Below are 18,716 nucleotides of genomic sequence, written 5' to 3'. Positions count from 1 at the left end.
GCGCCGCGTTGCGGCGACGCAAACCCTATACCGGCTTGCCAGCAGAGAACAGAGGCCGGCGAATTATATCGTGGACGAAATCGGCTGAATTTCGGCAGCCGCCTCAATTGGAAAGGTGAGAATTATGGTGCCTCGATGCCGGCGCGCGCCTGCTCCTGGATCATGAACTGGGCCCGCGCGAGATCGGCAAAACGGCCGCCTTTTGCCACCAGTTCATCGAAAGTTCCGCTTTCGATCACCCGTCCCTGCTCGAACAGCAGGATGCGGGTGGCGTGGCGGATGGTCGAGAGGCGGTGCGCGATCACGAAAGTGGTGCGCCCCTTCATCACTTCGTCGAGAGCGGCGTTCACCTTGGCCTCGGTGACGGCGTCGAGCGCGCTGGTCGCCTCGTCGAGGATCAGGATCGGCGGGTCCTTCAAGAGCGCACGCGCGATCGACAGCCGCTGACGTTCGCCGCCCGAGAGCATGCGGCCGCGCTCGCCGGCATGGGTCTCGAACTTCTTGTCGCTGCGCTCGATGAAGTCCAGCGCCTGCGCGCGCGCCGCGGCGGTACGCAGCTCCTCATCGGTTGCATCGGGCTTGCCGACGCGCAGGTTCTCGGCGAGCGACCGGTTGAACAGCAGCGCCTCCTGGAATACCACGCCGATGTTCCGCCGCAGCGCCATCAGCTTCATCGCGCGGATGTCCATCCCATCGATCTTGATGAGGCCGGATTGCGGATCGAACGCGCGATGCAGCAGTGCGATCGCGGTGGACTTGCCGGCGCCGGTCGAGCCGACCAGCGCGATGGTCTGGCCCGGCAATGCGGTGAAGGAGAGGTCCTCGATCGCCGGCCGCTTGCCGTCATAAGAGAACGAGACGTCGTTGAATTCGACGAGGCCCGACAGCCGTCCGGGATCGATCGCGCCGGGCCGGTCGCGCACCGCCGGCACCGCGTCGAGCACGTCGAAGAACTCCTGCAGGCGCGGCGCCTCCATGAAGACGTTGTTGATGAAGCTCACCACCTGTTCGAGCTTCTGGATCAGCATGGTGGCGAACGAGACGAACATCACGATCTCGCCGACCGTGGTGAGGCCTTCATTATGGAGCGCGATGCCGACCGTGAAGATCGCCAGCACCGTGATGGTGGTCGAGGCGCGCGTGATCACGGTGACCAGCGCCCACCAGGACAGCACCGGCATCTGCACCGCGAGCAGCTTGTCGGCGACGAAGCGCAGGCCCTGTACCTCGGAATCGATCCGCACGAAGCTCTGCACCAGCGCGACATTGCCGAGCGCGTCGGAGGCGCGCGCCGACAGGTCGCTGTAATACGCCTCGACCTCGCTCTGCATGCCGTAGGTCTTGCGCACCACCAGCGTGGTCAGCACGGTGAACACGACGCACAGCACGAACAGCAGGATCGCCAGCCGCCAGTTGATGTAGAGCGCGAGCGGCAGCAGCACGATCAGCGACATGATCGCGGCGAAATGCTCGCGGAAGAAGGCGAGCCAGAGCCGCCACAGTGCATCGGTGCCGTTCAGCATCACCTTCATCAGCCGTCCGGAATGGGTGCCGGAGTGGAAGGTCAGCGGCAGCTGCAGGATGTGCTCGAAATAATCCGTCAGCACCGCCTGGCGCTGGCGGTGCGCCAGCCGGTCGGCCTGGAGCGCCACGATCGCGCTGCAGCCGATCGTGAACAGGCCGAACGCCGCCCAGGCCACCAGCAGCGGCCAGGCCGAGGAGGTCGCGAACAGCCCGGTGACCGGCCGGCCCGACAGCACGTCGACGATCTTGCCGAACAGCACCGGCTCGGCGAATTGCGCGGCGGCGAGCAGCATGTTGGCGGCGGCGAGGATCCAGCCGAGCCGTGCCTCCTTGCCGAGCAGTTCGAGGACGCGGGTATAGAGGCGGAGCATGGACATGCCGGCGGGACTCGTAAGCGGTGGACGCCCGATCAGGCGGGATGCAATCTAATCAGGGTTCGCGATGCAGGGCCAGCGGGTGATGGCCCCCCTGCTGCGTTATCCAATTCCGTCGCCCGTCGTTGCGAGGAGCGACAGCGACGAAGCAATCCATGCTTCCACGCGCCCGGCGACAATGGATTGCTTCGCTTCGCTCGCAATGACGTGGATAGGATGAGGGCTCAATTCACCAGCCGGCTGTCGATCGGCGGCAGGAATTGGTCGTCGAAGATGTCGGCGGCGTGCGGCCGCTGCTGGAATTTGAAGTCCTCCGCGAGCTGGTCGACCAAGCGCTCGAAGCGCTCCGGCTCGATGCCGCCGAGGCCGTTGCGCTTGACTTCAGTGGTCAGGATGTTGTCGCGGAGGATGGCGCCGAGCCGCTCGAGCTCGAGATCGCGCGAGCCGCCGTCCATCCGGCTCACCACCTCGCCCGCGGCACGGGCAGGGTCCTTGACGGTGAGGTTGGTACCGCCGATCACCGCGCGCACGAACCCTTTCACCACGTCCGGTTTCGCCGCTGCTAGCCGCGGGCTGACGATCACGGCGAAGCCATAGGCCACGCAGCCATAGTCGGCGAAGCGCAGCACCGCGAGATCGTCGGCCGGCACGCCGCGATCCCGCAGATTGATCGCGGAGAGATAGGAGAAGCCGGTCACGGCATCGACCTGGCCGGCCGACAGCATCGGCTCGCGCACCGCGGCGCTGATCGTGTTCTGCTTGACGCTCGCAAGCTTGATGCCGTTCTGCTTGGCGACCGCGGGCCACAGCCGGATCGAGAGGTCGCCCTCGGCGACGCCGAGGTTCTTGCCCTCCATGTCGGTCAGCGTGTTGATGCCGCGGCTCTTGCGGGCAATGATCGCGTAGGGCGCCTGGTTGAACAGCACGAACACCGCCTTGACGGGCGCGGCACCCGGCTTGTCGCGAAAGCGGATCAGCGCGTTGAGGTCGACGAGGGCGAAATCGCTCGCACCGTCGGCGACGCGCGCGATGGCATCCGCCGAGCTGGTCGCGACATTGGTGCCGACGTTGAGGCCCTCGGCGCCGAACAAGCCGCCGGTCGACGCCATCACGAAAGGTGCGGCGACAGCATCGAGCGGACGGTCGAGCGTGAACTGGATCGAGAGCGGCTGCGGCGGATCGCCGGCGTACAGCGTCGTCAAGGCCGGCCACACGCCGCCCGAAAGGCCGATCATGCCGGCCAGCATCCAGCGGAGAACGGTGGTCCGACTTACCTGCATCATGCCATCCGGGAGGCGAGACAAAGTGCCGCGCCGGCTGCGCGCCTGTTTCACGACATCGAATGCGCCAACGAAAGCTGCAGTTCAAGCGTCAATTTCAGGCGTTATTTGCAGCCATTTTGCCCTGGGCAAAGTGAACGGCCGATGACTGGCAGGATCTAAGCTGTTTTCACGTTAGGGTTGTTGAGCTTGCATTCGGTTTGGGGAACCTAATCTAGAGGTGGTGGTTAGCTAACCAAGGCCCGTCGGGCCGGCTTCCATTAAGGATGACTGCAATGTTTGCGCGAAAGGGTGTTTTTTCGTCCATTGGCCGCGCAGCCACGTTGGCAACGGTTGCCGCGGTGGCGTTGACGGCCGTTGAGCCGACGATGGCGTTCGCAGGCTCAACTCCGGCGGGCAAGGCGGCCACAGTGACAACGTCACAAGGCACGAGCGGTGCGACCGACATCAGTGCGCGCCGTCGTTACTATCGCGGTGGCGGTGGTGGCGCGGCTGCTGCGGCCATGTTCGCCGGCATCGTCGGCACGGGTCTGGCGATCGCCGCAGCCCAGAGCCGCCGCGACTATTACGACTCCTACGGCTACTACGGTGGCCCCGGTTACTACGGTGGTGGTCCTGCCTATTATGGCGGCCCGGCCTATTACGGCGGCGGACCGTATTATGGTTATCGCCCCTATTACGGGCGCCGCTCCACGCTGCCCTATACGCCCTACTGACACGGGCGGTTCTCGAAACTGTCACAATCGATCCAATCCACCGGCTGCGAGGCCGGTGGATTTTTTGTCGTCCATTGCGCCGTTAACACGCCGGCGACGCGTTTCGATTAGGCTCGAACGATGGGTGATTCGATCGAGCGGCTTTACCAGGCGGTGATCGCGGCCAAGGATCTTGATCCGGCCACGTCGCGCACGGCACGGCTGTTCCAGCGCGGGCCGGCCAAGATGGCCAAGAAGCTTGCCGAGGAAGCGGTCGAGGTCGTGATCGACGCCATCAGCGGCAAGCCGGACGCCGTGGTTCGCGAGAGCGCGGACCTGCTCTACAATCTCACGGTGCTCTGGGCGTCCGCCGGCGTGAGGCCCGAGGATGTCTGGCGCGAGATGGAGCGACGCGAACGGCTGCTCGGGCTCGCCGAGAAGCTGCCGAAGTCACCGGTCAAGGTCTCCAAGAGCCTGTCCAAGACCGCGCCGGTCCCGGTGGTCCGGCGTCGAATTGTCGCGCTGGAGAACCGGCTGCGCAAACGGTAGCCGTAAACCCAACCGGAAAGGCTGGAACACCCCATGCCCCGTCATCCTGAGAGCTTGTGACGGATTCGGCTCCTGCGGAGTTTTTGGCGGCTGTTCGTCGCAGCAATTGGCAGGTTTGAGTTCGAGTTCGGCGATGACCCGTTGTTTAGGCTCTGGAGAGGCGGTTGCCTTGCAGGATGTTGTTGACGAGGGCGTACCAGAGCACGACGGCACGGACCTTTTCGATGCCGCGCACGGTCAATTGCCGCAGGTCCCAATTGCGCCAGCGGGCATGGATGCACTCGCAGATCGACCGGGACCTGTATCGGGCCTTGCCCTCTTCGCTCGCCATTCGCGCACGCCAGGCCAACACCCCCGGACCGTCGCCGCGCCGCGGTAGATAGGGATCGGTACCGTGCTTGGATTGAGTGGGCGGACAAAAGATATCGATGCCCTCGGCATAGGCCCATTCGATGTCCTCGGCACTGCCAAAGCCGCCATCGACGAGATGGTCCTTGGGCAACCCTCCGGGCCGCGCACGCTGCCGCTCCAGCATGGGGCGCATCAGGCCGCGATCGGATCCGACGTTGCAAATTCTGGTGTCGACGACGATCTGCTCGCCGGCCACGCTCGTCACCTGCACGTTGTAGGCGGGGCGGAAGCCGCCGTTCGCCATCTTCATGACCCGTGCATAGGCGTCCGTCGTGGAGGCCCGCGGCTCCTTCGGCGTCTTGCCGTTGCCGCGATTTTCTTCGCGCTCCTTGCGCTGCTGCTTGATCTCGGCGAGCGCCGTCTGCGCCGCCTTCACCCGCGCGCTGCGTTCCCGCGCGGCCCGCTCCTTGGCTGCCCGGGCACGCTTATTGCTGGCGTCCGAGCGTGTGTCGACCTCGCGCTTGAGGTCTTCCACCACGGCCTCAGCCTGCGCCAAATGCTTATCCAACGTCGCCTCGCGCCGGAACGAGGCGGCCCCGGCGCTGGCCCGGACCCGCATGCCATCCTGCGCCAAGGTCTCCAGATCGACGAGACCGGCCTTTGCCAACGCTGCCAGATGCTCACTGAGCAGTCGGTCAAGCAGATCGGCGTTGCCGACCCGGAAGTCCGCCAGCAGGTGATAGTTCACCGACACCCCGCCGCACAGCCAGCGATAGGCATCGTGGCTCTCGCACAGCCGCTCCAACGCCCGCGCGCTGCCAACGCCTTCGCTGGCGGCATAGAGCCACAGCGCCAGCAAAAGCCGGGGCGAGGTCGCGGGGTGACCGGGACGATCGCCGCGAGCCTTGATCCGGTCCTCCAACTCACTCAGATCAAGCTCTTCGACATAAGACCAGATCAGCCGCACCGGATGGTCTTCCCCGATCAGGCTCTCAATATCAACCGCTCGCAGCGCAATCTGGTCGCGCTGGGGCTCACGCAGCCGCGGAGCGCCGGGCAAGCCCGCTTCGGCTGGTGGCTTCGCCTGCTCCGGCAGGTCCCCAAACAACTCATCGGCAGCCAACATCACCTCCCGCGAATCCGTCATCGCCAGAGAATCACACCGCGCCGGCTTTCGGCTATAATGCTCGCTGAAACCCCAAAAAAATCACACCCTCTGAGGAGCGCGCTCTTGCGCGCGTCTCGAAGGATGCACGGCCCGGCTGGTGACCGATTGAAATCGACCCTATTCGGCCCAATCCCGGCATGGACAAATCGGCTCCATGATGGTTCATCGCGCCTATGTTGAAACGGATTTACGACTGGTGCGTCGACGCGGCCGACAAGCCCTACGCACTCTGGATTCTCGCGGCGGTCGCGTTCGCCGAGAGCTCCTTCTTCCCGATTCCTCCCGACATCATGCTGCTGCCGATGTCGCTGGCGCGGCCGAAGCGGGCCTGGTGGTTCGCGGCGGTCTGCACCGTGGCGTCGGTTGCCGGCGGCGTGCTCGGCTACGCGATCGGCGCGCTGCTCTACGACTCGCTCGGGCAGTGGCTGATCCATCTCTACGGCCTCTCCGACAAGGTCGACGGGTTCCGTGCCTCCTATGCCGAGTGGGGCGCCGTGATCATCCTGGTGAAGGGGCTGACGCCGATCCCCTACAAGCTCGTCACCATCACCTCAGGCTTTGCCGGCTACAACATCTGGCTGTTCATCCTGTGCTCGATCGTCGCACGCGGCGGCCGCTTCTTCTTCGTCGCGGTGCTGCTCAACCGCTATGGCGATGTCATCCGCGCCGAGCTCGAGAAGCGGCTCGGCCTGTGGGTTGCGATCGGCGCCATCGTGCTGGTGCTGGGCTTCGTTGTCGCATTCAAGCTGATCTGACCAAAGTTCTAGTCGTCAGCGTCTTTGCCCACGGACGGCTTCGGACTACGCTCGCTGCGATGGCCGATGGAATCGACGACCGGTGAATCCCGCAAGACTCAATCCCGCCAAGACACGCGCTGCGATGGCGGGCCTTGCGCTGTCGATGGCGCTGCCAGCGATCGATAGGGGATGGGCGCAGAGTGCGTCACCCGCGCCTGGTGTCCAGTCGCCGGCGCAGCAGTCTGTCGAGCCTCAGCAGCCGCAACAGATCGAGCTGCCGGCCGCGCCGGTCGAGCGCGAGAACCCCGGGCTGATCAACGAAATTGGCAAGCTGTTCGAGAAGTCGAAATCGGCGCTGCCGCCGCTCAAGAGCCCCGGCGAGACCCTCAACGACCTCACGAACATCGCGCGGCCCTCGACGGTGGTGACCGGCCGCGCGGCCTGCGTGGTTGCCTCGAACGGCGCGCCGGATTGCAAGATCGGCGCCGACCGGCTGTGCCAAAGTAAAGGCTTCAAGGAAGGCAAGGGCATCGACACCGACGCGTCAGAGAAATGCTCGCCGCTGGTCTATCTGCCGGGCCACAAACGCGGCCCGAACGACTGCAAGGCGGAAAATTTCGTGACACGGGCAGTCTGCCAATGAGGCAGACAAAACCACGTCTGGGATGCCAGACGCCTGCGAAAAATGCCGCGCCTGGATGAAGTTTTGTCATCCATTTCGCAGCGCCATAACGCAATACTTGACACTGGAAAGATTCTTGTTGGTATGACGGTCAGCATTCGGGACCAACGACCAACCCTTAGGATCCGCCGCCAATGTCCATGCCTGCTCTGTTCAAGGGCCGCCTGTCTCTTCCCGTGATCGGGGCACCGCTGTTCATCATCTCGGTGCCCGACCTCGTCATCGCCCAGTGCAAGGCCGGCGTGGTCGGCTCGTTCCCTGCGCTGAATGCGCGGCCGCCGGAACTGCTCGACGAATGGCTGTACCGGATCAAGGAAGAGCTCGCCGCCCATGACAAGGCGCATCCGGAGCGGCCGTCGGCGCCGTTCGCGGTCAACCAGATCGTGCACAAGTCGAACAACCGGCTCGATCACGACATGGCGCTGTGCGAGAAGCACAAGGTGCCGATGATCATCTCCTCGCTCGGCGCGCGCGAGGAGCTCAATCAGGCCGTCCACGGCTGGGGCGGCATCGTGTTCCACGACGTGATCAACCAGAAGTTCGCCCACAAGGCGATCGAGAAGGGCGCCGACGGCCTGATCCTGGTCGCGGCCGGCGCTGGCGGTCATGCCGGCACGCTGTCGCCGTTCCCGTTCGTGTCGGAGACGCGGCAGTGGTTCGACGGGCCGATTGCGCTGTCGGGCACCATCGCCAACGGCCGCGCCATCCGCGCCGCGCGCATCATCGGCGCCGACTTCGCCTATATCGGCTCCGCCTTCATCGCGACCAAGGAAGCGAACGCGGTCGAGGGCTACAAGAGCATGATCACCAATTCGTCCGCCGAGGACATCGTCTACTCCAATTTGTTCACCGGCGTGCACGGCAATTACTTGAAGCCGTCGATCGTCGCAGCCGGAATGGATCCGGAAAACCTGCCGACGTCCGATCCCTCGAAGATGAGCTTCGGCACCGATGCCTCGGGCGAGCGCGCCAAGCCGAAGGCCTGGAAGGAGATCTGGGGCTCCGGCCAGGGCGTCGGCAGCATCTCCAAGGTGGTGCCCGCGGCCGAGCTGATCGGCCGCTTCAAGAAGGAATACGACGAAGCGGTCGATCCGGCGCTTGCTTGATGGAGCCGATCTTTCGCGTTGACGGCGACCGCGTCGTCACCAGCCCCGACGCCGCGGGTCCGTGGGACCCGCGGATGCAGCACGGCTCCGCGCCGGCGGCGCTGGTGGTGTGGGCCGCCGAAGCGATCGCGACGCCGGTGCCGATGCGGATCGCGCGCGTCACCATCGACCTGATGCGTCCGGTGCCGGTGGCGCCGCTGACGGTCGCGAGCGAGATCCTGCGCGACGGCCGCAAGATCCAGCTCTGCGGCGTCAGGCTGTTCGCCGATGGCGTCCTCGTGGTCTCGGCCACGGTGCTCAAGATCAAGCATCAGGCGGCCGGGTTGCCGCCTGACATCGCAGCCCTTCCGGTCGATCTGCCGGGGCCGGACCAAAGCATGGTCGAGCCGGGCAATCTCGCGAACAGTCCGTTCGTGAAGTGCATTTCGATGCGGGCCGCGCGCGGCCGCTTCGGCGTGATGGGTCCGGGCGCGATCTGGTTCCGCGTCAATCAGCCGCTGATCGCGGGCGCCGCCGTGTCGCAGGCGATGCGGGCGGTGGTCGCCTCGGATTTTTCCAACGGCACCTCGCCGGCGCTCGATTTCAACCAATGGACCTTCATCAACGCCGATCTCACCGTGAGCCTGGCGCGCGAGCCGGTCGGCGACTGGATCCTGCTCGACGGCGAATCCTGGATCGGGCCTGACGGTGCCGGGCTTGCGATGTCGCGGCTCGCCGATGTCAGGGGTTATTTCGGCCGGGCGGTCCAGAGCCTGGTGATCGAGCGCCGCTGACCTGCGCTTCTCCAACCTCCCCTTGAAAAGGGGAGGTCGCTTTGCCCGCCAGAGCAAAGCGGGTGGGGATCTGCTGTCTCCACGCGCTGCCGAGCCTGCGGCTGACCCTCATCCCGACCTTTCCTCCCTTTCAGGGGGAAGGCGAAGACTGGCCACGCCTCCTGTGCATGGGGTTGTTTCACCGATTCGCGTTCACGCTGCGGGGGCCGCGCCAAGCGACTGGCCCTGCGACAAAAATAACCTCCCTTCATGGGAACGGTTGGCCGCACCAGCGAGTTTCGCTCCCGTTAGGGGGGCCCCATGACGCGTATCGATCCCGCCGCCGGCATCGTCGCATTGGCCGCCTGGCGGCATCGTGCTGGGCCGGCCGGTCGCTGCGCCTGGGTGCCGCAGGGACGAACGCGATGAAGCCTGGCCCGTCCTCGGAACGCGCGGTCATCCTCGCCGCAAGCGAGCGGGACGCCGTCAAGACCGCCCATCTGATCAAGGAAGCCGGTTACTACGCCAATATCTGCGGCGACCTCGCCGAGCTCGAGCGCCAGGTCGCAAGCGGCGCGGGCCTTGCCATCATTGCCGATGAGGCGATCCGGACCGCCGACCTCGCCGGCTTGACGCGTTGGCTCAACGCGCAGCCGTCATGGTCGGATTTCCCCATCGTGCTGATGAGCGAGGCCGGGCCTCCCGAGCGGAATCCGGAAGCGGCGCGGCTCGGCCGCGCGCTCGGCAACGTCACCTTCATCGAGCGGCCGTTTCACCCGACCACGCTGGTGAGCCTGGTCGCATCCGCAGTGCGCGGCCGTCGCCGCCAGTACCAGACCCGCCAGATCCTCGAGGACCTGACCGAGAGCGAAGATCTGTTGCAGACCGCGCTCAACGCCGGCCATCTCGGCGCGCTCGAGGTCCATCTCCCTGATTTCGAGCTCGAGGCGTCGCCGACCTGCAAGGCCTTCTTCGGGCGCCGGCCCGGCGATCCCTTCACCTATCAGGATCTGCTGGGTTCGGTGCATCCCGACGACCGCGTCCGCCGCGCCGAAACCGTCGAGCAGACGCTGCGCACCGGCGCGGACTACCGGATCGAATATCGCAACATCTGGCCTGACGGCACCCAGCACTGGGTCGATGTCCGCGCCCGTGCGGTGCGCCGCCCCGACGGCAGCATCCGCTCGCTGGTCGGCGTCTGCTCCGACATCACGGCGCGCAAGACCGCGGAGATCGAGCGCGAGGCGCTGCTGGCGCAGCTCGCCGCCGAGCGCACCGCGCTGGCCGAACTCACCGCGACGCTGGAGCAGCGGGTCGAGCAGCGCACCGCCGACCTGATGAAGGAGGTCGCCGCGCGCGAGCGGGCGCAGGAGCAGCTCCGCCATGCCCAGAAGATGGAGGCGATCGGCCAGCTCACGGGCGGCGTCGCGCACGATTTCAACAATCTCCTGATGGCGGTGATGGGCAATCTCGACCTGCTGCGCAAGCGGATGCCGGAGGACCCGCGGCTGCGCCGGCTGGTCGATGGCGCGTTGCAGGGCGCCGAGCGCGGCGCTTCGCTGACGCAGCGATTGCTGGCGTTCGCGCGGCAGCAGGATCTGCGCGCGGTGCCGGTCGACCTCGGCACGCTGGTGCGCGACATGAGCAACCTCTTGGAGCGTTCGCTCGGACCGCGCATCGTGCTGCGGCTCGACATTCCCGAGGGGCTGCCGCCGGCCTGCGTCGATACCAACCAGCTCGAGCTTGCGGTCCTCAACCTGGCGATCAATGCGCGCGACGCGATGCCGGATGGCGGTGTGATCGAGATCCGTCTCGCGGCCTCGCAGGCCAAGAACGATCCGGTGCTGCAGCCGGGCAAGTACCTGAAATTGTCGGTCGTCGACAGCGGCACCGGCATGTCGCCGGAGGTGTTGAAGCGGGCGATCGAGCCGTTCTTCTCGTCGAAGCCGGTGGGCAAGGGCACCGGGCTCGGCCTCTCGATGGTGCATGGGCTCGCGGTGCAGCTCGGCGGCGCGCTGCAGCTGTCGAGCGCGGTCGGCAAGGGCACCACAGCCGCGCTGGTGCTGCCGGTCGCGACAACGGCGCCGGCGGTCGAGAGCGCGGCGCCCGCGCCGCAGACGGTCAAGCGCTCGGCGGTGATCCTGCTGGTCGACGACGATGCGCTGATCGCGATGTCGACCATGGAGATGCTGGAGGACCTCGGTCATCGCGTGATCGGCGCCCATTCCGGAGCGCAGGCGCTCGACATCCTCAGGACCGATCAGGAGATCGACCTGATGATGACCGATCACGTGATGCCCGGCATGACCGGCGTCGAGCTCGCCGCGGCCGCGCGCAAGCTGCGGCCGCACCTCCTCGTGCTGCTCGCCACCGGCTATGCCGAATTGCCCGACGGCATCCAGCTCGACCTGCCGCGGCTGGCCAAACCCTATCATCAGGATCAGCTGCGCGAGCGGCTCGATCAGCTGTTGCGGCAGGACGCGAGGCAGCACACCGCCGCGGCGGATGCCAGCGCGGATACTCTCGCCGCGCCGTCCACTCTCTCACCATTGCCCTAGGTGCGGCGCGCTTTGCTTCGCCGTCATTGCGAGGAGCATTAGCGACGAAGCGATCCATCTCTCCGTTTGCGGGACGATGGATTGCTTCGCTTCGCTCGCAATGACGGAACGAGCATCTCACCCCACCATGCGGTCGCGGCCGGACCAGAAGCGGGCCTTCAGCACCTTCTTGTCGACCTTGCCGACGCCGGTCATCGGCAGCTCGTTGACGAACTGGATCTGTTTCGGCGCGTGCGCCGATCCCTTCTTTGCCTTGACGAGGGCGATCAGCTCGTCGGCGTTGGGCACCGCGCCCTCGCGCGTCACCACGACGGCGGTGACGGCCTCGCCCCATTTGTCGTCGGGCACGCCGACCACGGCAACCATCGCCACATCGGCGTGCTGCGACAGCACATCCTCGACCTCGCGCGGGAAGATGTTGAAGCCGCCGGAGACGATCATGTCCTTCTTGCGGTCGAGGATGAACATGTAGCCGCGTTCGTCCTTGCGCGCGATGTCGCCGGTGTGCAGCCAGCCGCTCTTCAGCGTCTCCGCCGTGATGTCGGGCCGCTTCCAGTATTCGGCCATCACGTGGGTGGCGCGGACGCAGATCTCGCCGGCGTCGCCTGTTGCAACCTCCTGGTCGTCCTGGTCGAGGATCTTGACCTGGCAGGCGGCGATCGGGAAGCCGCAGGACAGGAACAGGTCCGGCGTCTTCGGATCATGGTCGGCCTTGCGCAGCACCGAGACTGGATAGCATTCGGTCTGGCCGTAGAGCTGCGAGAACACCGGGCCGATCCGCTCGATACCCTCGACCAGCCGGCTCGGCGACATCGCGGACGCGCCGTAGAGCAGGAGCTCGAGCGAGGAGAGGTCGGTTTTCGGCAGCGCGGGATGATCCAGCATCACATAGATCATGGTCGGCACGAACAGCGTGAAGTTGATCTTCTCGCGTTCGATGGTCGCAAACACCGCGTCCGGATCGAACCCCTTCAGCATGTGCACGGTGCCGCCGCGCATCAGCGTCGGCAGCACTTTTGTCCCCGCGACATGGCTGATTGGGGCCACCGTGAGGTAGCGCGGCGTCTCGGGGATCTCGAAGTCGGCGAGGATGGCTGCGGCGAAGCCGCCATATTCGCGGTGAGTGCGCAGCGCACCCTTGGATTTGCCGGTCGTGCCGCCGGTGTAGTTCAAGGTCGAGATGTCGTCGTCGCGGGCGAAGTTCTTCGCAGTCGCGCTGCCGGCATCCTCGACCACGCGCAACAGGTCGGCCCCGTAATCCGCCGGGCCGAGCGTGAACACCGTCTTCAGGCCCTGCGCTTTCGCCGCGAGCTCGCCGCCGCGGTCGCGAAACGTGATGCCGTCGATGATCAGCATCTCGGCTTCGGAATCCTCGATCTGGAACAACTGGTCGTCGAGCGAGCCGAGCGGATGCAGCCAGGTGATCGCGAGCCGCGACAATTGCGCAGCGACGCCGGCGCACCAGCTGTCGGCACGGTTGGCGGTGAGCATCGCGACGCGGGTGCCCGGCGCAAAGCCGAGCCGCATGAACACGCTTTGCATCCGTCCGATCAGGTCGGTCGCGCCTTGATAGCTGAGCGAGCCGCCCGGCCATGCGAAGGCGGTGCGTGACGGATAGCGCGCCAGTGCCCGCAAGGTTTGTTCGCATACCGCCGGAAATGCATAGAGCGGATTGCTCATGTCGTGGCCTCCTCCCGCTTTGTCTTTGGCCTCTTGCGTGCCAATGTTGGCGACAAGCTAACACAATGATGATGGGAAGAAGCAATTGTCCGCTGATCCTCTCGCGCGTTTTCGCGATCGCCTTCGGTTGCCGCTGATTGCGGCGCCGATGTTTCTGGTCTCCGGTGTCGAACTGGTGGTAGCCGCCTGCCGCAACGGCGTGATCGGTTCGTTTCCGACCGTGAATTGCCGTGAGACGGAACAGCTCGATGCGTGGCTCGGTGACATCGAGGGGCGCTTGCGGTCGCATGAAGATGCGAGCGGCCAAGCGGCGGCGCCGATCTGCCCGAACCTGATCGTGCATCGTTCCAACGCGCGGCTGCAGCAGGATCTCGCCGTGCTGCTGCGGCACAAGCCGGAGCTCGTGATCACCTCGGTCGGCTCGCCGGCGCCGGTGCTTGGCCCCCTGCACGATGCCGGCGCGCTGGTGTTCGCCGACGTTGCCTCGATCCGCCATGCCGAACGCGCGGCAGCAGTCGGTGCCGACGGGCTGGTGCTGCTCACCGCGGGTGCCGGCGGGCAGACCGGCTGGCTCAATCCGTTCGTGTTCGTCCGCGCGGTGCGCGGCTTCTTCGACGGCCCGATCGTGCTCGCCGGCGGCATCAGCGACGGCCACGCGCTGCGCGCCGCGGAGGCGCTCGGCTGCGAGCTGGCCTATATGGGCACCAAGTTCATCGCGACGCACGAGAGCATGGCGGATGCGAGATACAAGCAGATGCTGGTCGCGGCGACCGCCGACGACATCCTGCTGACGACGGCGTTCACGGGTCTGCAGACCAATATGCTGCGGCCCTCGATCGAGGCCGCCGGTCTCGATCCCGACGACCTGCCGGCGCGCGGCGCGATCGACATCGGCAAGGACATCGACATCGGCGCCCGTGAAAGCCGGCCGAAACGCTGGCGCGACATCTGGAGCGGTGGCCACTCCACTTCGGGGGTGACCGGGGTGCTCGGCGTCGACGAACTCGTGGCGCGGACGGTCGCGGAATACGAGGCGGCGAGCGCGCGGGTGCGGCTCGCCTGATCATTCAAGTGCCGCCTGTCCGCTTAACGCGGCATTAACCATGCCAGTCCCAACTATGCGTCACGGGATGGTCCGCCGCCACGGCCGGCCGCCCGGCAGTTGTGGGAATGCGACATGGCTCTTCAGGCGCTCTCCAAGACCCCGGCCTCGCTCGACGAACTCCGGACCCGGGTGTTCTACGCCCTGCAGCGGCATCCGCTGTGCCGTCAGGTTGAATTCGACATCGTCAGCACGCCGCGGACCCGCCGCACCAACTGGACCGTCAGCATGCATTCGGTCCAGCCCGGCGCGCTCTGGACGGCGCACGAGATCGTCGCCGACATCCAGGAAGCCTATGAGCTTGATGCGGCAGCCTGATTTTTCGGGCCGTTTCGGGACGATTTCACCTATTTGGCGCCGTCGCGGCACGCTAACGCCGCATTTCGCGCGCAGTTTGCGGTGACACCGGCCGGCAATGGAGTAATTTTTGACCAGAGCCATCACCATCGTCGCCCTGACCTGCTTCCTGCTCGCCGGCGCCGCGATCACAGCCATTTTGGGCCGTGACAGCCTTCCGGCGGCGCAGGCCGACGTCGGTCCGGTCGCCAACCGTGCCAGCAAGCAGGACAAGCTCGCGGTCACGACGCTTGCCGCGGCCTCCTTTGACGTGCCCACCAAACCGGCCGATCCTCCCGCCGGCCCGTCGCCGCTATTGCTGCGCGCGCAAGCCGCGATACCGGGTGCAGCCGATACGGTGCGCCAGGCTTACGCGTCGGCCGAGCCCGCCGATATAGGCCTGCCGAAGCTCAACGATCCCGTCGATGCCGCGCAGCCGAAGGTCGCCGAGCCCGCGCCGGTCGCGCCCGCAGCGCCGCCGAAGGCCAAGGCGGCCGCCAAGCCGGCGCCGCAGAAAAACTATGCGCTGCTCAGTGATGCCCAGATCGCCGGCATCAAGGACCGGCTCAAGCTCTCGTCGTCGCAGGAATATTACTGGCCGGCGGTCGAGACCGCGCTGCGCGCCGTCGCCCGCAAGATCCACGCCAAGCGCCAGGGCGATCCCGCTTCGGGCACCATGCCGATCGATCCGGACTCCGAGGAGGTCCAGCAGCTGAAATCGGCGGCGATGCCGCTATTGTTCCAGCTGCGCGAGGACCAGAAGAACGAGGTCCGCTCGCTGGCGCGCCTGATCGGCCTCGAGCGCGTCGCCTCGATGATCTGAGCGCAGGGTTCGGATCGAACCGAACCTGCGTTCCTCTATCCCGCGCGCGCCTCCAGCGGCCGCAGCTTCTCGACCTTGCTCTGGGTTTCGACCAGCAGCTGCTTCATGAAATCCTTGTTGCGCTTCAGCCAGGGCTCCAGCGTCTGCCTGACATCGCCGGGCGACCTCTTCTCGATGGCCTGCGCCAGCCGGGTCTGAAACGTCCCCCAATCCTTGAACATCTCCTTCAAGAGAGCATCGTCGGAGATGTTGATCGCCGATTTGATGTCGCCGACGGTTTCCAGTTCGCGCATGTTGCCCTGCCGCAGGATCGAATCCAGGTTCTCCAGGCATTCGTGGTAGCGCGCGAGCAGGTCGTCCCATCGCTTGGCGGTGACGTCCTCGTCGAGGTCCTCGACGGCGTTGTACAGCGGCTCGAGGAACGACCATCGGAAGCGCCGCGCCAGCCGCAGCAGGATCGAGAGGAAGACGATGTCCTTCGGCATGTTCTGCGCAACCATCAGCCTCGGATCCTCGCTGAATGGCGGCATCGGCACGAAGATGATGACGACCGAGAACGGCGTGCTGTCGAGATATTCGAGCCGCGCGATCACCGGTTGATACAGCTTCAGATCGCGGAAGATCGGGCTCAGGACCTGCTCGCGGCCTCGCCGGCTGGCAATATCCACGTCGGCGAACGAGTTCGCGACATAGCTCGTCAGCTCGTCGAGCCAGGCGCCGCTGTCGTAGCGGTTTTGCGCGCTGAGCAGATCCTCCCAGTCGAGATCGGCCGTATCGGGACCGGACAGCAGCGTGGTGGTGGCAGCGTCGGCCTCGAGTTTCGCATCCTTCAGGAAGCCGCGCGCGCGGTCCGCCGGCGGCAATGTCCTCAGCGTCTCGGCCTTCTGCCGGAACGACAGCTCGTCGCTGAACACGATGCGCAGCCGCAGGCGGAACAGCTCTTCGGGCCGGGTGATCTGCATGAACTGCGCGTGCAGATCCTTCGCCGCCTCGTTGAAGTCGCGGGCGTGGTTGGCATTCAGCCGCGGCCTGAGCGGGGCGACGCCGAAGGTCGGCTTCACGAACAAATCTTCGAGAAACCGCCGAACGTCTTCCTCGCCGATGCCGTAGAACTCGTTTTCCGCCAGCATCGGGAACGACGGCGATGCGTCGACCGAGAACCACAGCACCTTCGAGGTGAGCTTCAGCGCGCGCTTGTAGCCGTCGAACTGCGAAATCTCGGACGCACACCAGGTCCAATTGTGCTCGGCGTTGGTGTGGATGAAGATCAGGCAATCGGCCTTCGCCGTGTTGTCGATCATCCATTGCCGCCATTCCGAGCCGCCCGGGATTTCCTCGCAGACGAAGCATTCCATCGGACGCTGGCCGTCCAGGCTGCTGAGATATTCGAGCCGCGCCTTCAACAGACGGGCGAGGAATCTGTCTTCGGCGCGATGGCTGATGAACACCGAGAAATCGTTTGGCATGGCAAAATCCGATCTGCATCAAATTGCTGCGACGGCCGGGCCGGGTCTCGTTGCGCGTCTCGCTACGGATCGAATGATAGCCCGCTGCTGGAATTTGCGGCCGCTGGCTGAGAAAAAGAAATGCCCCCTGCCAGTGAACTAGCTCACTATACCTTAGCGTGTATGGGGTGCATGATGTTTGTCGCGGGGAGCCGCGCGCGGGAAAATCGCCGTGCTCCGGCGTCGAATGGATAAAATCGTCAACAAGTCGGTGTATCGATCTGGTGCATCGCTCATGTCATGACCTGGTGCCGTTTGCGCTCGGAAGCGCATCCAATTGGGCCTTCGGCCGCGACCGGTCGGTCGTTTCGAAATCAGCAAATCTCATTGTTCTGCGGGGGCAACCATGCCGAAGACCAAGCAGCAGCATCTCGATCGCGATGCCGGACCGAAGCGAATCCTGGCGCTCGACGGCGGCGGCATTCGCGGCATTCTGACGCTCGAATATCTGGCCGCGATGGAGGCACTGTTGCGCAAGCGGCACAACAACAACGACCTGTTGCTGTGCGACTATTTCGATCTGATCGGCGGCACCTCGACGGGATCGATTATCGCGGCCGGACTTGCCTGCGGCATGACCGTGGACGCCTTGAAGACGCTCTATCGCGGGATCGGCACCGACATCTTCCAGGAATCATTCTGGCGGCGGGGGTTGCTGGCGCCGAAATTCGACTCCGACGCGTTGCAGCGCGCGCTCGATACGCAGCTCGGCGCCGATACCGTGCTCGGCGGCGATCGGGTCCGCACCGGCCTGATGATCATGACCAAGCGGCTCGACACCGGCAGTCCCTGGCCGCTGCATAACAATCCGGACGCGGCTTTTGCGAAGCAGGACGGCGCATTGCGGCTGACGCAAGTCGTTCGTGCCTCGACCGCGGCGCCGACCTATTTCAAACCCGAGGAGATTACGATCTCGGCGCGCGACGGTCACACGGTCAATGGCGCCTTCGTCGACGGCGGCGTCAGCCCGTTCAACGATCCGGCACTGCAACTTCTGATGCTCGCGGCGCTCCATGGCCACGGCTTTCGCTGGCATACCGGCAAGGACAGGCTGCTGTTGATCTCGGCCGGTACGGGCCAATTCCGCTCCACCTATTCGACCGAGCAGATCGTCCGCATGCCGGCGGCAGAGCAGGGCGTGCGCTCGCTGCAGTCGTTGATGGACGATTGCAGCCGGCACAATCACGGCATGCTGCAATGGCTGACCGATTGCCGTACGCCGTGGTCGATCGATCGCGCGGTGACCGACATGATTGCGGACAGCCAGAGCGGGCCGCAGCTCGCGACCTATGCGCGCTACAACGTGCTGCTGGAGACTGCCTCGCTGAAGCAGACGCTTGGCATCGAGCGGACGCCGGACGCGCTGGCGAAGATCGCGGCGATGGACGATCCGAAGAACATGGACGAACTCGCCGGGATCGGCGCGAAGGCCGCGGAGAAGCAGGTCAGCGCGGACCATTTCCCGCCGGCCTTCGACCTCGCGTGATGCCGCGC

Annotated in this window: 16 protein-coding genes; 11 read left to right on the top strand and 5 right to left on the bottom strand. The window is 65.5% G+C overall.

Features of this window, described 5'->3' with window-relative positions:
* Positions 1 to 122: 122 nt before the first annotated feature.
* A complete protein-coding gene (locus ACVMB0_RS03485; RefSeq protein WP_461345328.1) occupies positions 123 to 1,901 on the bottom strand; it encodes a glucan ABC transporter ATP-binding protein/ permease in 1,779 nt (592 codons plus the stop codon).
* 221 nt (positions 1,902 to 2,122) lie between these two features.
* Positions 2,123 to 3,178 carry an ABC transporter substrate-binding protein gene (locus ACVMB0_RS03480; RefSeq protein WP_461345327.1) on the bottom strand — a complete coding sequence of 352 codons (1,056 nt, stop codon included), beginning with the start codon at positions 3,176 to 3,178 and terminating at the stop codon, positions 2,123 to 2,125.
* Positions 3,179 to 3,453: 275 nt separating this feature from the next.
* Between ACVMB0_RS03480 and ACVMB0_RS03475 the strand changes: the two genes are divergently transcribed.
* Positions 3,454 to 3,894: a hypothetical protein gene (locus ACVMB0_RS03475; protein ID WP_461349583.1), complete on the top strand. Its 441-nt coding sequence runs from the start codon at positions 3,454 to 3,456 to the stop codon at positions 3,892 to 3,894.
* A gap of 120 nt (positions 3,895 to 4,014) precedes the next feature.
* Entirely contained in the window at positions 4,015 to 4,422 is a 408-nt protein-coding gene (gene hisE / locus ACVMB0_RS03470) for a phosphoribosyl-ATP diphosphatase (protein ID WP_456752157.1), read from the top strand.
* 145 nt (positions 4,423 to 4,567) lie between these two features.
* Here the strand turns inward: hisE and ACVMB0_RS03465 are convergent, their stop codons facing one another.
* Positions 4,568 to 5,899: an IS1182 family transposase gene (locus tag ACVMB0_RS03465; protein WP_461349582.1), complete on the bottom strand. Its 1,332-nt coding sequence runs from the start codon at positions 5,897 to 5,899 to the stop codon at positions 4,568 to 4,570.
* Positions 5,900 to 6,114: 215 nt separating this feature from the next.
* On the opposite strand from ACVMB0_RS03465, the gene ACVMB0_RS03460 reads away from it, so the two are divergent.
* The 5 genes from ACVMB0_RS03460 (at position 6,115) to ACVMB0_RS03440 (ending at position 11,776) form a co-directional block, all read left to right on the top strand.
* A complete protein-coding gene (locus ACVMB0_RS03460; protein ID WP_461345326.1) occupies positions 6,115 to 6,696 on the top strand; it encodes a YqaA family protein in 582 nt (193 codons plus the stop codon).
* Between the two features lie 82 nt (positions 6,697 to 6,778).
* Complete coding sequence (locus ACVMB0_RS03455; RefSeq protein ID WP_461345325.1) at positions 6,779 to 7,321, top strand: hypothetical protein; 543 nt, start codon at positions 6,779 to 6,781, stop codon at positions 7,319 to 7,321.
* 173 nt (positions 7,322 to 7,494) lie between these two features.
* Positions 7,495 to 8,466: an NAD(P)H-dependent flavin oxidoreductase gene (locus ACVMB0_RS03450; RefSeq protein WP_456752159.1), complete on the top strand. Its 972-nt coding sequence runs from the start codon at positions 7,495 to 7,497 to the stop codon at positions 8,464 to 8,466.
* Positions 8,466 to 9,239 (top strand): thioesterase family protein, encoded by a 774-nt coding sequence (locus tag ACVMB0_RS03445; protein WP_461345324.1) that lies wholly within the window; start codon positions 8,466 to 8,468, stop codon positions 9,237 to 9,239. Before ACVMB0_RS03450 ends, ACVMB0_RS03445 begins: the two co-directional genes overlap by 1 nt.
* Before the next feature lie 404 nt (positions 9,240 to 9,643).
* Positions 9,644 to 11,776: an ATP-binding protein gene (locus ACVMB0_RS03440; protein WP_461345323.1), complete on the top strand. Its 2,133-nt coding sequence runs from the start codon at positions 9,644 to 9,646 to the stop codon at positions 11,774 to 11,776.
* A 117-nt stretch (positions 11,777 to 11,893) separates the two neighbouring features.
* Here ACVMB0_RS03440 and ACVMB0_RS03435 read toward each other — a convergent pair whose 3' ends face one another.
* Entirely contained in the window at positions 11,894 to 13,456 is a 1,563-nt protein-coding gene (locus tag ACVMB0_RS03435; protein ID WP_461345322.1) for an AMP-binding protein, read from the bottom strand.
* 85 nt (positions 13,457 to 13,541) lie between these two features.
* Here ACVMB0_RS03435 and ACVMB0_RS03430 point away from each other — a divergent pair, with 85 nt between their 5' ends.
* From ACVMB0_RS03430 to ACVMB0_RS03420, 3 genes are all read left to right on the top strand, one after another.
* Complete coding sequence (locus tag ACVMB0_RS03430) at positions 13,542 to 14,519, top strand: NAD(P)H-dependent flavin oxidoreductase (RefSeq protein WP_461345321.1); 978 nt, start codon at positions 13,542 to 13,544, stop codon at positions 14,517 to 14,519.
* Between the two features lie 114 nt (positions 14,520 to 14,633).
* Positions 14,634 to 14,876, top strand: a complete 243-nt coding sequence (locus tag ACVMB0_RS03425) for a hypothetical protein (RefSeq protein WP_456752164.1) — start codon at positions 14,634 to 14,636, stop codon at positions 14,874 to 14,876.
* Between the two features lie 109 nt (positions 14,877 to 14,985).
* Positions 14,986 to 15,717, top strand: coding sequence for a hypothetical protein (locus tag ACVMB0_RS03420; RefSeq protein ID WP_461345320.1), 732 nt, complete (start codon positions 14,986 to 14,988; stop codon positions 15,715 to 15,717).
* Positions 15,718 to 15,752: 35 nt separating this feature from the next.
* On the opposite strand, the gene ACVMB0_RS03415 is transcribed toward ACVMB0_RS03420, so the two are convergent.
* The gene (locus ACVMB0_RS03415; RefSeq protein WP_461345319.1) at positions 15,753 to 17,183 is read right to left on the bottom strand and encodes a toll/interleukin-1 receptor domain-containing protein; all 1,431 of its coding nucleotides are present in this window, start codon (positions 17,181 to 17,183) and stop codon (positions 15,753 to 15,755) included.
* Between the two features lie 385 nt (positions 17,184 to 17,568).
* Between ACVMB0_RS03415 and ACVMB0_RS03410 the strand changes: the two genes are divergently transcribed.
* Complete coding sequence (locus ACVMB0_RS03410) at positions 17,569 to 18,708, top strand: patatin-like phospholipase family protein (RefSeq protein WP_461345318.1); 1,140 nt, start codon at positions 17,569 to 17,571, stop codon at positions 18,706 to 18,708.
* The last annotated feature ends 8 nt before the right edge of the window (positions 18,709 to 18,716 follow it).

The sequence above is a fragment of the Bradyrhizobium sp. USDA 4451 genome (assembly GCF_054822585.1).
Note: the sequence above shows the minus strand (reverse complement) of the source record. Positions and strands in the feature narration are given on the sequence as shown.